At 72.8% G+C, this 13,378-nt stretch carries 11 protein-coding genes; 3 read left to right on the top strand and 8 right to left on the bottom strand.

The features are described from left to right. The first annotated feature begins 189 nt into the window (after positions 1 to 189). Positions 190 to 1,416 (top strand): TOMM precursor leader peptide-binding protein, encoded by a 1,227-nt coding sequence (locus ACZ5NW_RS17070; RefSeq protein ID WP_468744630.1) that lies wholly within the window; start codon positions 190 to 192, stop codon positions 1,414 to 1,416. Continuing rightward, a complete protein-coding gene (locus tag ACZ5NW_RS17065; protein WP_468744629.1) occupies positions 1,409 to 2,779 on the top strand; it encodes an ABC1 kinase family protein in 1,371 nt (456 codons plus the stop codon). The genes ACZ5NW_RS17070 and ACZ5NW_RS17065 overlap by 8 nt, the downstream gene beginning before the upstream one ends. A 7-nt stretch (positions 2,780 to 2,786) precedes the next feature. Here ACZ5NW_RS17065 and ACZ5NW_RS17060 read toward each other — a convergent pair whose 3' ends face one another. The 5 genes from ACZ5NW_RS17060 to ACZ5NW_RS17040 form a co-directional block, all read right to left on the bottom strand. Next, on the bottom strand, positions 2,787 to 2,999 hold the full coding sequence (locus ACZ5NW_RS17060) for a hypothetical protein (RefSeq protein ID WP_468744628.1): 213 nt from the start codon (positions 2,997 to 2,999) through the stop codon (positions 2,787 to 2,789). 136 nt (positions 3,000 to 3,135) lie between these two features. After that, complete coding sequence (locus ACZ5NW_RS17055; RefSeq protein WP_468744627.1) at positions 3,136 to 3,459, bottom strand: hypothetical protein; 324 nt, start codon at positions 3,457 to 3,459, stop codon at positions 3,136 to 3,138. Continuing rightward, entirely contained in the window at positions 3,456 to 3,824 is a 369-nt protein-coding gene (locus ACZ5NW_RS17050) for a WhiB family transcriptional regulator (RefSeq protein ID WP_019072119.1), read from the bottom strand. The genes ACZ5NW_RS17055 and ACZ5NW_RS17050 overlap by 4 nt, the downstream gene beginning before the upstream one ends. A 176-nt stretch (positions 3,825 to 4,000) precedes the next feature. Beyond that, entirely contained in the window at positions 4,001 to 4,324 is a 324-nt protein-coding gene (locus ACZ5NW_RS17045) for a hypothetical protein (protein WP_468744626.1), read from the bottom strand. A gap of 167 nt (positions 4,325 to 4,491) precedes the next feature. Then, complete coding sequence (locus ACZ5NW_RS17040; protein WP_468744625.1) at positions 4,492 to 6,753, bottom strand: ATP-dependent DNA helicase UvrD2; 2,262 nt, start codon at positions 6,751 to 6,753, stop codon at positions 4,492 to 4,494. 191 nt (positions 6,754 to 6,944) lie between these two features. Between ACZ5NW_RS17040 and ACZ5NW_RS17035 the strand changes: the two genes are divergently transcribed. Next, entirely contained in the window at positions 6,945 to 7,187 is a 243-nt protein-coding gene (locus ACZ5NW_RS17035) for a mycoredoxin (RefSeq protein WP_468744624.1), read from the top strand. A gap of 72 nt (positions 7,188 to 7,259) precedes the next feature. Here ACZ5NW_RS17035 and nudC read toward each other — a convergent pair whose 3' ends face one another. The 3 genes from nudC to ACZ5NW_RS17020 form a co-directional block, all read right to left on the bottom strand. Further along, on the bottom strand, positions 7,260 to 8,204 hold the full coding sequence (gene nudC, locus ACZ5NW_RS17030) for an NAD(+) diphosphatase (protein WP_468744623.1): 945 nt from the start codon (positions 8,202 to 8,204) through the stop codon (positions 7,260 to 7,262). Positions 8,205 to 8,356: 152 nt separating this feature from the next. Next, positions 8,357 to 9,769, bottom strand: a complete 1,413-nt coding sequence (locus tag ACZ5NW_RS17025; RefSeq protein ID WP_468744622.1) for a dipeptidase — start codon at positions 9,767 to 9,769, stop codon at positions 8,357 to 8,359. Positions 9,770 to 9,779: 10 nt separating this feature from the next. Next, positions 9,780 to 13,340, bottom strand: coding sequence for an ATP-dependent helicase (locus tag ACZ5NW_RS17020; protein ID WP_468744621.1), 3,561 nt, complete (start codon positions 13,338 to 13,340; stop codon positions 9,780 to 9,782). Positions 13,341 to 13,378: the final 38 nt, after the last annotated feature.

Here is a 13,378-nt window from a genome sequence, read left to right as displayed (position 1 = left end):
ACCGAACCCGCACGCGGTATGTGCGGCGTACGACGGATTTGTACGACGAATCCCGCCACCTGTGGACAACTTTCCGCGCCGCTCGACGGGCCCCGGCATGCTGGCACTCGTCGGCGGAGCGAGGACCCTCCCACGCCCCCGCTCCGCCGGCACACGGGAGCAGATCTACGGGATCGACGGGGGCCGTTCATGCATCCGATGATGAAACCCGCGCTGCGGCGCGGCTGGCGTGACCTCAACACCGTGCAGTTCGGGATGACCCCGGCGCACGCACTGACGCTCGGTCCGATGGACACCGCCACGGGCCACTTCCTCGACCTCCTCGACGGCACCCGCGGGCTGCCGCTCCTGCGCGAGGAGGCGCGCCGCATGGACCTGCCCGACGGCCATGTCGACCTGCTGGTACGGCGGCTTTCGCGGGCGGGGCTGCTCGACGACGCCCGTGGAGGCGGCGCGGACGCCGACGCCCTGCGCGAGAAACCGGAGGTCCTGGACCGGCTGCGGCCCGACCTGGCCGCCCTCTCCCTGATCACCCCCGAACCGGGCGAGGCGATGCGCGCCCTGGCCGCGCGCCGCCGGCAGCGGGTCCAGGTGCGGGGGGCCGGCCGGGTGGGCGCCCTCCTGGCCTCCCTGCTGTCGGGCGCGGGGATCGGCGAGGTGGATGTGCGCGACGGCGGCCGGGTGGAGCCCGGGGACGTGGCGCCGGGCGGCCTTCCGGCCGACGCGATCGGGGACCGGCGCGACGAGGCGGCCCGTCGCGCGGTGCGCCGCGCGGCACCCGGCCGCGCGCCCCGCAGGACCGCGGGCCCCGCGGCCGCCGAGGACACCGCCGGGTTGTCCCTCGTGCTCCTCGCGCCCCGGGACGACGTGTCGGTGCACGCACCCGACCCGGCCGCCGCCGAAACCCTGATCGCCTCGGGCACGCCCCACCTCTACGCGGGCGTGGTGGAGGGCACCGGTGCGGTCGGGCCGCTCGTCCTGCCCGGTGAGACGAGCTGCGCCGGCTGTCTTCAGCAGGACCGCATCGACCGGGATCCGACCTGGCCGCGCCTGGTGGCCCAGTGGCGCTCGGGGCGCCGCCGCCCGGACCGCCCCTGCGATGTGACGCTGGCCACGACCGTCGCCGGGCTGGCCGCCGCGCACGCGCTCGCCTTCCTCGACGGCCGGACCCCGTCCAGCGCTGGAGCACGCTGGGAGGTCTCCACCCCCACCCTTCAGTGGCACGCGCGACCGGTCTGGCCCCATTCGGCATGCCCGTGCGGCGCGGCGGAGAGGGGTACGGAGAAACGTAAGGGAGAACACACCTCAAAGGACGCGGACTCACACGAGACAATGGCGGAGCAACGGCATTCGACGGAGTTACGCCGTACGGCAGCGACGGCGCGGCCGGCTGGGACTTGGAGGGCGCATGTCTGATCTTCCCCGGAAGGCGGTCACCCGGACCGCCAAGCTCGCCGCGCTTCCGCTCGGCATCGCCGGCCGGGCCACCTGGGGCCTGGGCAAGCGCATCGTGGGCGAGTCCGCGGAGATCGTGGGCCGCGAGCTTCAGCAGCGCACGGCGGAGCAGCTCTTCAAGGTGCTCGGCGAGCTCAAGGGCGGCGCGATGAAGTTCGGGCAGGCCCTGTCCGTCTTCGAATCGGCTCTGCCCGAGGAGGTCGCCGGCCCCTATCGGGTGGCCCTGACCAAGCTGCAGGACGCGGCGCCCCCGATGCCGACCCGCACCGTGCACACGGTTCTCGCGCAGCGGCTCGGCGAGGACTGGCAGGACCTGTTCGTCGCGTTCGAGGACAAACCGGCCGCGGCGGCGTCGATCGGCCAGGTGCACCGGGCCGTGTGGCACGACGGTCGGGAGGTCGCGGTCAAGGTGCAGTACCCGGGCGCGGGCGACGCCCTGCTCTCCGACCTGAACCAACTCAGCCGTTTCGCCCGCCTGTTGGGACCGCTCATCCCCGGCATGGACGTCAAGCCGCTGATCGCCGAGCTGAGGGACCGCGTCTCCGAGGAGCTGGACTACGGCCTGGAGGCCGACGCCCAGCAGACCCACGCGGACGAGTTCGCGGGCGACCCGGACGTCGTCGTCCCGGCCGTGGTCCACCACTGCGACCAGGTCCTGATCACCGAGTGGATCGACGGCGTGCCCCTGTCCGAGGTGATCGCGGACGGCACCGAGGAGCAGCGCGACCGGGCCGGCCAGCTCCTGACCCGCTTCCTGTTCTCCGGCCCCGCCCGCACCGGCCTGCTCCACGCCGACCCGCACCCGGGCAACTTCCGTCTGCTGCCCGGTGGGCCGGACGGCGAGGACGACTGGCGGCTGGGGGTCCTGGACTTCGGCACGGTCGACCGTCTCCCGGGTGGCCTGCCGGCCCCGATCGGCGAGTCACTGCGGCTGACGCTCGACGGCGAGGCCAACGCCGTCTATGAGCTGCTGTGCGAGGAAGGCTTTGTGAAGGAGTCGATCGAGCTGGACCCGGACGCGGTCCTCGACTACCTCCTGCCGATCATCGAACCGGCCCAGGCGGAGGAGTTCACCTTCACCCGCGCCTGGATGCGCAGCCAGGCGGCCCGGATCGCCGATCCCCGCTCCCCCGCCTACCAGCTGGGCAAGCAGCTCAACCTTCCGCCGGCCTACCTGTTGATACACCGCGTCACCCTCAGCACCATCGGCGTCCTGTGTCAGCTCGGCGCCACGGTCCGTATGCGTGAGGAACTGGAGGAGTGGCTGCCGGGCTTCCTGCCGGAGGACCTGCTGGACGAGGAGGAGTCGGCGGCCGAGGCCTGAGCGAGCCCTACCACCAGGCGGAGTCCAGCCGCCCTTCGATCGCCCTGAGGTTGTCGCGGGCGCAGGTGTCGCAGAAGTAGCGGCGGACGCCGTTCTCCACGGAGCAGGTCCAGGTGGTGGGCTGCCGGCCCTCGGCCGCTCTGCCGCAGCGCGCGCACACGATCGGGTGGGGCTCCGTCGAGGAGCCACCGCGGTCACTGCCGCCGGAAGGACTCGTCACGGTGGGGACGATACGCCGCGCGCCGTGGATGCGCGCGCGCAACGCACCGCGGGGGCCGGTCCGTTCGGACGGACCGGCCCCCGTGGGAAGAGCTTCGCCTCCCGGGTCGGGAGGCCACCGCTTCAGGTGTGGGTGACTACTGCATCACGGCCATGGCGAGCGCACGGCGGGCGCGCATCGAGGCGCGCTCGGCCCGGCGCTGCATGCGGCGGGCGGCCGCCAGGCGCTGGGCCTGACGGTCGCGCTCGGCCTCCTGCAGTCGCTCGTGCATATGCGCACGGGCCATGGCTTCTGGAATGAGTTGCATCTCTCGGGTCCTGTTCTGACGCGAGTCGATCGCGCCGGTCATGGTGACGTCTTCGGTCGCGGAGCCTGCGAGCTCGGTGATGGACGGCTTCATCGGGGCCTGCTTCTGGGGGTCGTGCGTGAGGGGGCGGTCGATCGTTCCTGCGGTGTTCATGCCGTGACCGGGTTCTTGCGCGGGCGACCACGCGGCCGCTTCCGGGCGACGACGACACCCTGGACGAACAGCTCGCCACCCCAGACGCCCCAGGGCTCACGCCGTTCCTTGGCGCCGGCGAGGCAGGCCTCGATCAGCGGGCAGGTGCGGCAGAGGGACTTGGCGTACTCGACGTCGGCCGGCGACTCGGCGAAGAAGACCTCCGGGTCGTAGGAGCGGCAGGGGACGGGTACGCCGAGGTTCTCGATGGCGTCGTCGAGCGCGGTGAGCGCGGTGAGCGGGGTCAAGGTGGAGTCCTCCGTGAGGCCGGGCGGGGGGATCGTTTCGGAAGGCGGTACGGACGGGGCGTGCGCTTCGAGTTGCACGGCTGGTCTTCCTCGTCTGGTCGGTCCTGCCCTGTGGGGCCGGGTGTCGGCTTGGTACCGGGTTCTTTTCTTGTCCCGAGGCTCCTTCGGTCCGTTCTCCCGCTTGAGGGAAAACAGAAGGGCCGCGGATCCCGGATGGGGTTCCGCGGCCCTGAAGGCGCCGGCCTGATCGACGATCAGGCTGGATCACTCCAGGGTTCTGGCCCACGGAAGGCCCACATCAGGTGGTGCTGCGTCGTCTGCTTCCGGAATCCGGCACCGGCCGCCGCAAAGGCATAGGCGTGCGCCTGTGCCGCTACTGCTTCCAGTGCCTTGGTCGGTCGCTCATTGCGCTCGCGGACAGGGAGACCCGCGGGGGCAACGGAGGCGGACGCCAGACGACCGGCACGAATGCCGGACACACTGGTGCCCGGGTTCGAGGCGCCGAGCATGCACGTGGAGACGACAGAACGATCGGTCAGTTTGGCGGTGCTGACGGAGCTGGTGTTGATGATGATCACTTCAATCGCCTCCTCTCGGCGTCTCTGGGGATCGGGGATGAACCCGACCCGACGGATATGCAAGTAGAACACGGAATCAGGGCCTCCGAGAAGGCCGCTGTCCCCGTGCCTAAGAACCTATGGGGATTGCTGGGGCATGCGCAAACTATTTTTTCGACGAGTTCGCATCAGTCCCCGGCGCCGTCCCCCTCCAGCTCCTGGCCTGCGCAGATGGCCAGCACATCGGTGCCGTAGCGGTTGAGCTTGCGCATGCCGACGCCGGGGATGCGCGCGAGTTCGCCCGGTTCCTCGGGGACGGTCTCGGCGATCGCCATCAACGTCTTCTCCGTGAAGACGCAGAACGCGGGCTGACCGTTGCGCCGCGCCTGGATCTCGCGCCAGGCCAGCAGCCGCTCGTAGAGACCCTCGTCCATGTCGGAGGGGCAGTCCGCGCAGCGCAGCAGCTTCAGTTCGCCGCCGTCGGTCAGGGTGCGGCCGCAGACGCGGCACCGGGCGGGGGTCCGCTGGGTGCGCCGCGCCACCGCAGGGGCGCCCCCTCCGCCGCCGGTGAAGCCCCGCTCGATGCCCCCGCCGGCGCCGGTGCCGCCCCGGCCGACGGTCTTGCCCGAGCCGGGGCGCAGGCCGTCGAGGAAACGACTGGGCCGGCGATTGGGGCGGCTGCCGGGTGAGCGCGACAGCGACCAGGAGACGTGGAGCCGCTCGCGGGCCCGGGTGACGCCGACGTAGAGCAGGCGGCGCTCTTCCTCGATCTGCTCGTCGGTTCGGGCGTAGGTGATCGGCATCATGCCCTCGGCGACGCCGACGAGGAAGACGACGTCCCACTCCAGGCCCTTGGCCGAGTGCAGGGAGGCGAGGGTGACGCCCTGGACGGTGGGGGCGTGCTGGGCGCCCGCCCGCTCGTCCAGCTCGGCGACCAGGTCGGCGAGGGTGGCGTCGGGCTTGGCGGCGGCGAAGTCCTGCGCGAGGTTGACCAGGGCGGCGAGCGACTCCCAGCGCTCCCTGACAGCTCCGGAGCCGGCCGGGGGCTGGGGCGTCCAGCCCTCGCCGGACAGGACGGCCCGGACCTGCGAGGGCAGGTCGACGGCGTCGGTGAGCGCGGAGTCGTTGCCGCCGAAGCGGGCGGCGCCGCGCAGCGCGATGCCCGCCTTGCGTACCTCCGGCCGGTCGAAGAAGCGCTCGGCACCGCGCAGCTGGTACGGGATGCCGGCGTCGGCCAGGGCCTGCTCGTAGGTCTCGGACTGGGCGTTGGTGCGGAACAGGATCGCGATCTCGGCGGCGGGCACGCCGGCGTCGAGCAGCTCGCGGATGCGGCGGGCGGCGCCCTCGGCCTCGGCGGGCTCGTCGGTGTACTCGGTGTAGCCGGGCTCGGGTCCCGGGGCGCGCTGGGAGACCAGTTCCAGCCGGTGGTCGGCGGCGCGCCCGCGCGCCTGGGCGAGCAGGCCGTTGGCGAGATGGACGACCTGGGGGGTGGAGCGGTAGTCGCGGACCAGCTTGACGACGGTGGCGCCGGGGTGGCGGATGCGGAAGTCGAGCAGGTGGTCGGGGGTGGCGCCGGTGAAGGAGTAGATCGTCTGGCTGGCGTCGCCGACCACGCACAGGTTGTCGCGGTCGCCGAGCCAGAGCTCCAGCAGGCGCTGCTGGAGGGGGCTGACGTCCTGGTACTCGTCGACGACGAAGTGCTGGTACTGCGCGCGGACCTGTTCGGCGATGTCGCGCCGGTCCTGGAGGATCGCGACGGTCAGCAGCAGGACGTCCTCGAAGTCGATGACCGCCCGGTCGCGCTTGAGGTCCTCGTAGGCGGCGTAGATCTGGGCGATCTCGGCGGGGTCGCGGGGGGCCGCGCGGCCGGCCTTTGCGGCGGCGGGGGCGTAGTCGGCGGGGACGGTCTGGGTGACCTTGGACCACTCGATCTCGGCGGTGGTGTCCCGCAGCTCGTTGCGGTCGAGGCGGATGTGGCAGGCGGCGGCCGCGTCGGCCACGAGCTGGACCTTGCGGTCGATGAGCCGGGGCAGGGAGCCACCGATCGCTTTCGGCCAGAAGTACTGGAGCTGACGCAGGGCGGCGGAGTGGAAGGTGCGGGCCTGGACGCCCTGGGCGCCGAGCTGGCGCAGCCGACCGCGCATCTCGCCGGCGGCGCGGTTGGTGAAGGTGACGGCGAGCACGCTGGAGGGCTGCAGGATGCCGGCGCGGACGCCGTAGGCGATGCGGTGGGTGATGGCGCGGGTCTTGCCGGTGCCGGCTCCGGCCAGCACGCACACCGGGCCGTGCAGGGCGGTGGCCACCTCGCGCTGCTCGGGGTCGAGCCCTTCGAGCACCGCGTCGGCCGTGTCCGGTACCCGCGGGAAAAGGGTGGAGTGCGTTGCTGCTGTCACACCGCCATGCTGCCAGGTCGGCGGAGACGGACGAGCCGGTTGTCCACAGGCGGGCACCCGCGGTCGTATTAATGCGGCGGACGTCACTGCCGCTGCGGCGGACGTCCCTCCCGGTGCGGCGGGGACGTCCCTCCCGGTGCGGCGCAGGTCACCCCGGGGCTCCCTACCCCGGGCGGGAATGGTGGCTCGATTCCGTGTGTTCCTCTCCTGGACGACCTTCCCCCGACCTGCTGAAGGAGTGCGACGAGATGCAGGGCACTGTGACGATGTACAGCACCACGTGGTGCGGCTACTGCCAGCGACTGAAGAAGCAGCTGGACCGCGAGGGCATCGGGTACACCGAGATCAACATCGAGCAGGACCCGGCGTCGGCCGCGTTCGTGGAGAAGGCGAATGGCGGAAACCAGACGGTCCCGACGGTGCTCTTCGCTGACGGTTCGACGCTGACGAACCCTTCGCTGGCCCAGGTGAAGCAGAAGATCGGCGTCTGAGCGCGGACACGACGAAGGGGTGGTCTCCCGGTGCGGGAGGCCACCCCTTCGTCGTGCGCGGACGCGTCGTGCTCAGATGAAGCTGCGGGTCGGCAGCGGCTTGCCGTACCAGAGTTCGATCAGGCGGGCCGCGATCGAGATGCCGTACGGCGGCAGGACCTCGCCGGACTCGAAGGCGGTGCTGAGGTCGTCGCGGGAGAACCAGCGGGCCTCGTGGATCTCGTCACCGTCGACGTCGATGACCGTGGACGTGGCGCGGGCCACGAAGCCCAGCATGAGGCTGGAGGGGAACGGCCAGGGCTGGCTGGCGATGTACTCGACCGGGCCGACGGTGATGCCGACCTCCTCGGACACCTCGCGGCGCACGGCCTGCTCGATCGACTCGCCGGGCTCGACGAACCCGGCGAGGGTCGAGAAGCGGCCCTCCGGCCAGTGGACCTGGCGGCCGAGCAGGATCCGGTCGTCCTCGTCGATCACGGCCATGATCACGGCGGGATCGGTGCGCGGGTAGTGCTCCGCGCCGCACGCGGGGCAGCGGCGGATGTGGCCGGCGGCGGCGATGACGGTGCGCTCGCCGCAGCGGGAGCAGAAGCGGTGGGTGCGCTGCCAGTTCTCCAGGCCGACCGCGTGGACCATGAGGCCCACGTCGCGCGGGGAGAGCAGCAGGCCCGCCTCGCGCAGTCCGGCGGCGCGCGCGGACTGGTCGATGCGGCCGGGCAGCGCGTCCTTCTGGAGGGCGAAGTAGCTCACGCCATCGGCGTCGGTGCCCAGGAAGTAGCGGTGGGCCTCGGTGAGGGGCGCCTCGAAGGAGGGGGTCATGACGAGTTCGGTCCGGCCGTCGGGCGTCTCGTCGATGAGGACCTGGCCGCCGGAGACCACGAAACAGCGCGTCGTGGGGTGGCTCCACGCCGCCGCGAGCCATGCCTCGTCGAGCCGGTGGTGCGCGGCCCGGTCGATGCCGCTCGGGGCGGTGAGCGAGATGGGCCGGTCGGCGTTCTGGTCGGTCCAGGTGGTCACGAGTGCTTCCAACTCCCCCGGTGGAACGGTTGTTTCGGCGGGCGGTTCAGCGGTGCGTACGACAGGGGCGACCTGGTCCGGGGCGGTGTGCTGATGCGGGGCGGTCCCTCCAGTGTGCCCCGCACGCGGCCACCACGGACCGTGTGCGACGGTCAGGGCGCATGGCGCCAGTTCTCGGCGAGGTCGCCCCACAGATAGGCGGTGGTCTCGACGCCCTTGAGGAGGAGGTCCAGCTCGACCTTCTCGTTGGGGGCGTGCCAGCCGTCCGAGGGGACGGAGATGCCGAGGAAGAGGACCGGGGCGCCGAGGACTTCCTGAAGGTCGGCGGCGGGTCCGGAGCCGCCCTCGCGGGTGAAGCGGACGGGCTTGCCGAAGGCGCGGCCCATGGCGCGGACGACGGACTGCAGGGCGGGGTGGTCCAGCGGGGTCAGGCACGGGCGCGTGGCCGGACTGAAGTCGATCTCGTGGCGGATTCCGTCAGGCAGCTGCTCGGCGGCCCACGCGCGGACGGCCTTCTCGATGTGGGCCGGGTCCTGCCCGGCGACGAGGCGGAAGGACAGCTTCACCATGGCCGACGACGGGATGATCGTCTTGCTGCCGGGGCCCTGGTAGCCGCCGCCGATGCCGTTGACCTCGGCGGTGGGGCGGGCCCAGACGCGTTCCAGGGTGGTGTGCCCGGCCTCGCCGTGGGTGGCGCGGGACTTGGCGGTGCGCAGCCACTGCCGCTCGTCGAAGGGCAGCTCGGCGAAGAGTTCGCGTTCCCGGTCGGTGAGTTCGACGATGCCGTCGTAGAAGCCGGGGATCGCCACGCGCGCGTGCTCGTCGTGCAGGGCGGCGACCAGGCGAGCTACGGCTGTGGCCGGGTTGGGCACGGCGCCGCCGAAGGAACCCGAGTGGATGTCCTGGTCGGGGCCGTACAGCCGGATCTCGCAGTCGGTGAGGCCGCGCATGCCGGTGCACACCGTCGGGGTGTCCTCGGACCACATGCCGGTGTCGGAGACGATCACGGCGTCGGCGGCGAGCCGACCGGCGTTCTCCTCGACCAGGGCGCGGAAGTTCGGCGAGCTGGACTCCTCCTCGCCCTCGATGAGGAGCTTGAGGTGGACGGCGGGCGCGGTGCGGCCGGTGGTGGCGAGGTGGGCGCGCACGCCCAGCGTGTGGAAGAAGACCTGGCCCTTGTCGTCGGCCGCCCCGCGCGCGTAGAGCCGGTTGTCGCGGACGACCGGCTCGAAGGGGTCGCTGTCCCAGCCGTCCTCGCGGGCGGCGGGCTGTACGTCGTGGTGGCCGTAGACCAGGACGGTGGGCGCCTCGGGGTCGTCGGAGGGCCACTCCGCGTAGACGGCGGGCGCGCCGGGGGTCGGCCAGACCTCGGCGGTGGGGAAGCCGGTCGCCTTGAGGCGGGCGGCGAGCCAGTCGGCGCTGCGGCGTACGTCGGGCGCGTGGTCGGGCTGCGCGGAGACCGACGGTATGCGCAGCCACTCGGCGAGGTCGTCGAGGAAGGCGGCGCGGTGCTGCTCGATGTACGCGCGGACGGCGCTGACGTCGCTGTCAACGGGATGGCTCATGGTCACGAGCCTATCGGCCCGCGCCGACATCCCGGTCGGGCGGTTCCGCGGGGTTCTCTCGCGCGGGCGGCGCCCCACGCGTGTGCGTGAGGGGCGTTTCCCCTGCCAACAGGCGCTCCAGCGCTGCTCGGTCGGGCAGGGCGCCGGGGCGTACGACCTCTCCGGTGCGCACGTACAGGAACGCCGTCGTGACCGATTCCACAGGGACACCCTGCTGTTCGGCCCAGGCGAGCCGGTACAGGGCGAGCTGGAGGGGGTCGCCGGTGCGGTCCCGGCCGGTCTTCCAGTCGACGATCTCGTACGTCGTGGTCCCCCCGTCGTCGTCGCGGTAGACGGCGTCGATGCGGCCTCGTACGACGCGGCCGGCGAGGGAGAGCTGGAAGGGCGCCTCGACGCGGTACGGGGTGCGCCGGGCGTACTCGGTGCGCTCGAAGGCGTCCTTGAGGTCGCGCAGGTCCCGCTCGTCGGCGATCTCGGCGTCGGCGCCGGGCAGCTCGTCCGGCTCCAGCAGCGGCAGCGTCAGCTCCTCGAAGCGGGCCTCCACCCACGCGTGGAAGCGGGTGCCCCGGCGCGCGGCCGGTTGCGGGGGGCGCGGCATGGGGCGCGCGAGGTCCCGCGCGAACCCGTCCGGGTCCTCGGCCAGCCGCAGCATCTGCGACGCGGTGAGCGTCGTGGGCAGCGGTACGTCGGTGACGGCCTGGCGGGCGCGCAGGAGCTCGCCGGTGAGCGCGTCGAGGTCACGGTCCCAGGAGGCGACGGTACGGGCCTCCTCGGGCGTGAGCCGCTCCCGGGGCGGCGCGGGCCGGGGACGCGCGTGCGAGGGCTCGGCGGCCGGGGCCTGGTGAGGGACGGTCGGGCGGCCGTCGGTCCGGGTGGCGTGGGACGGGGCGGCGCCGGTCTCGCGCGCGTGCTTCTCGGTCGGCTCCTGCTCGAAGAGGTCCTCGTCGAAGGGGTCGGCCTCGTCGTACGGTGGCTCGTCCTCCTCCGGTGGCGGGGGCCAGTCCGGGTCGTCGTACGTGTCCGGGTCGTGTACGGCGGTGGCGAGCGCGTCCTCCTGGGCGGCGAGGGCGTCGAGGTGGGCGAGGACCGTCTCGGCGGCGGCGCGGCGGCGGGCCAGGGCGGCGTCGTCCAGGGGCAGCGGCCAGACCTGGTCGGCGGTGGCCTCGTGCAGGACGGGGTTCTCCTCGTCCTCCCGGGGTTCGTCGGCCCAGGCCTCGATCTCGCCGTGTCCGGCCGCGCAGTGCTCGTACAGCGCCGTCAGGAAGCCGGACGGGCCGCGGGGCTTCTTCTGGCTGGGGCCCCACCAGTGGCCGGAGCCGAGGAGAAGGGTGCGGGGACGGGTGAAGGTGACGTAGCCGAGGCGGAGCTCCTCGGTGTGCTGGTGCTCCTTCATGGCCTCGTGGAAGCCCTTCATGCCCCGCGCGTCCCAGGAGTCGACGTCGGGGAGGGTGGCGGCGTCGCCGCGCAGTTCGTGCGGCAGCACCTTGGCCTGGGCGGTCCACTTCTCACGGCCCCGGTCGCTGGGGAAGGCGCCGGTGACCAGGCCGGGGACGGCGACGACATCCCACTCCAGGCCCTTGGACTTGTGCGCGGTGAGCACCTTGACGGTGTTCTCGCCGCCCGGGAGGGCGTTGTCGAGGCCCTTCTCGTACTGGGCGGCGGTGCGCAGGAAGCCGAGGAAGGCCAGCAGGGTCGCCTCGCTCTCGTTGGACGCGAAGGAGGCGGCGATGTCGAGGAAGTTCGACAGGGTCTCGCGGCGGCGGGCGGCCAGGGCGTGCGGGGACGCCGACAGCTCGACCTCCAGGCCGGTGACGGCCAGCACCCGGTGCAGGACGTCCATGAGCGGGTCGGACAGGGAGCGGCGCAGGTCGCGCAGTTCGGTGGCGAGGCGGGCGAAGCGCACGCGCGCGTCCGGGGAGAAGGGCAACCCGTCGTCGTCGCCCCCGCCGTCGGCGCCGTACAGGGGGCTCTCCACGAAGGTGTCGAGGGCGTCCGCCAGCGATATCACCTCGGACGGGTCGACCCCCTCGACGGCCTCGGCGAGCCTGCGGTCGGGGTCGTCGGCGTCGTCCACGCGCGCGTGGGCCACGAGCCGCCGGGCCCGCCGCCCGAGGAGGGCGAGGTCGCGCGGGCCGATGCGCCAGCGCGGGCCCGTCAGCAGGCGGACCAGGGAGGCATTGGCGCCGGGGTCCTGGAGGACCTCGCAGACGGCGACCAGGTCGGCGACCTCGGGCAGGTGCAGCAGCCCGGACAGGCCGACGACCTCGACGGGCACGTCCCGGGCGACGAGGGCGCCCTGGATCTCCGCGAAGTCGGTGGCCGTACGGCACAGCACGGCGATCTCGCCGGGCGGCGTGCCGGTGTTCACGAGGTGCGCGACGGAGTCGGCGATCCAGTCGATCTCCTCGGCGTGGGTGCGCAGGAGGGCGCAGCGGACGATGCCGTCGCGTTCGGCGCCCGGCGCGGGGCGCAGGGCCTCCACGCCCGCGTGCATGGCGCGCAGGGGCTCGGCGAGGCCGTTGGCGAGATCGAGGAGGCGGCCGCCGCTGCGGCGGTTCTCGCTGAGCGCCTGGCGCGCGGCCGGGCGGCCGTCGGCGTGGGCGAAGTGTTCGGGGAAGTCGTCGAGGTTGGCGACGGAGGCGCCGCGCCAGCCGTAGATCGCCTGGCAGGGGTCGCCGACGGCGGTGACGGGGTGGCCGGTGCCGTCGCCGAAGAGGCCGGCCAGGAGGATGCGCTGGGCGACCGAGGTGTCCTGGTACTCGTCGAGCAGCACCACGCGGAACTCGTCGCGCAGGACGCGGCCCACCTCGGGGATCGTGGCGAGGCGGGCCGACAGGGCGATCTGGTCGCCGAAGTCGAGCAGGTCGCGTTCGCGTTTGGCGGCGCGGTAGCGGATCACCAGGTCGGCGAGTTCGCGGCGGGCGGCGGCCGTCTCGGGGACCTTGCGCAGGTCGGCGTTGGTGAGCTTGGCGCCTTCGAGGGCGGTCAGCAGACCGGCGTCCCACGCGCGAAGGTCCTCGGGCCGTACGAGGTGCTCGGAGAGTTCGGCGTCGAGGGCGAGGAGGTCGCTGACCAGGTCGGCGAAGGAGCGGGTGAGCGCCGGGTAGGGGCCGGGGGCCTCGCGCAGCACGCGCGCGGCGAGCTGGTAGCGGGTGGCGTCGGCGAGCAGGCGGGACGTGGGCTCCAGGCCGATGCGCAGGCCGTGGTCGGTCAGCAGACGGCCCGCGAAGGCGTGGTAGGTGGAGATCACCGGCTCGCCGGGCGGGTTGTCCGGGTCGATGGCGTCGGGGTCGGTGACGCCGGCCTTGATCAGGGCCTTGCGGACGCGTTCGGCGAGTTCACCGGCGGCCTTGCTGGTGAAGGTCAGGCCGAGGACCTGTTCGGGGGCGACCTGGCCGGTGCCGACCAGCCACACCACGCGCGCGGCCATCACGGTGGTCTTGCCCGAGCCGGCTCCGGCCACGATCACCTGCGGGGCGGGCGGCGCGGTGATGCAGGCCGTCTGCTCCGGGGTGAACGGGATCCCGAGAAGCTCCTTGAGCTGCTCGGGATCGGTGATACGGGCGGGCATTCGTCAGAGGCTAGCGGCGGCCACTGACAGCCGAGGCC

The organism is Streptomyces sp. NPDC032126 (assembly GCF_055580085.1).
Note: the sequence above shows the minus strand (reverse complement) of the source record. Positions and strands in the feature narration are given on the sequence as shown.

What these genes read in the sequence shown, in the direction of transcription:
- ACZ5NW_RS17070 (WP_468744630.1), top strand. Translation starts at nt 190, where the DNA reads ATGCATCCGATGATGAAACCCGCGCTGCGGCGCGGCTGGCGTGACCTC.
- ACZ5NW_RS17065 (WP_468744629.1), top strand. Translation starts at nt 1,409, where the DNA reads ATGTCTGATCTTCCCCGGAAGGCGGTCACCCGGACCGCCAAGCTCGCC.
- ACZ5NW_RS17055 (WP_468744627.1), bottom strand. Translation starts at nt 3,459, where the DNA reads ATGAACACCGCAGGAACGATCGACCGCCCCCTCACGCACGACCCCCAG.
- ACZ5NW_RS17035 (WP_468744624.1), top strand. Translation starts at nt 6,945, where the DNA reads ATGCAGGGCACTGTGACGATGTACAGCACCACGTGGTGCGGCTACTGC.
- ACZ5NW_RS17025 (WP_468744622.1), bottom strand. Translation starts at nt 9,769, where the DNA reads ATGAGCCATCCCGTTGACAGCGACGTCAGCGCCGTCCGCGCGTACATC.
- ACZ5NW_RS17020 (WP_468744621.1), bottom strand. Translation starts at nt 13,340, where the DNA reads ATGCCCGCCCGTATCACCGATCCCGAGCAGCTCAAGGAGCTTCTCGGG.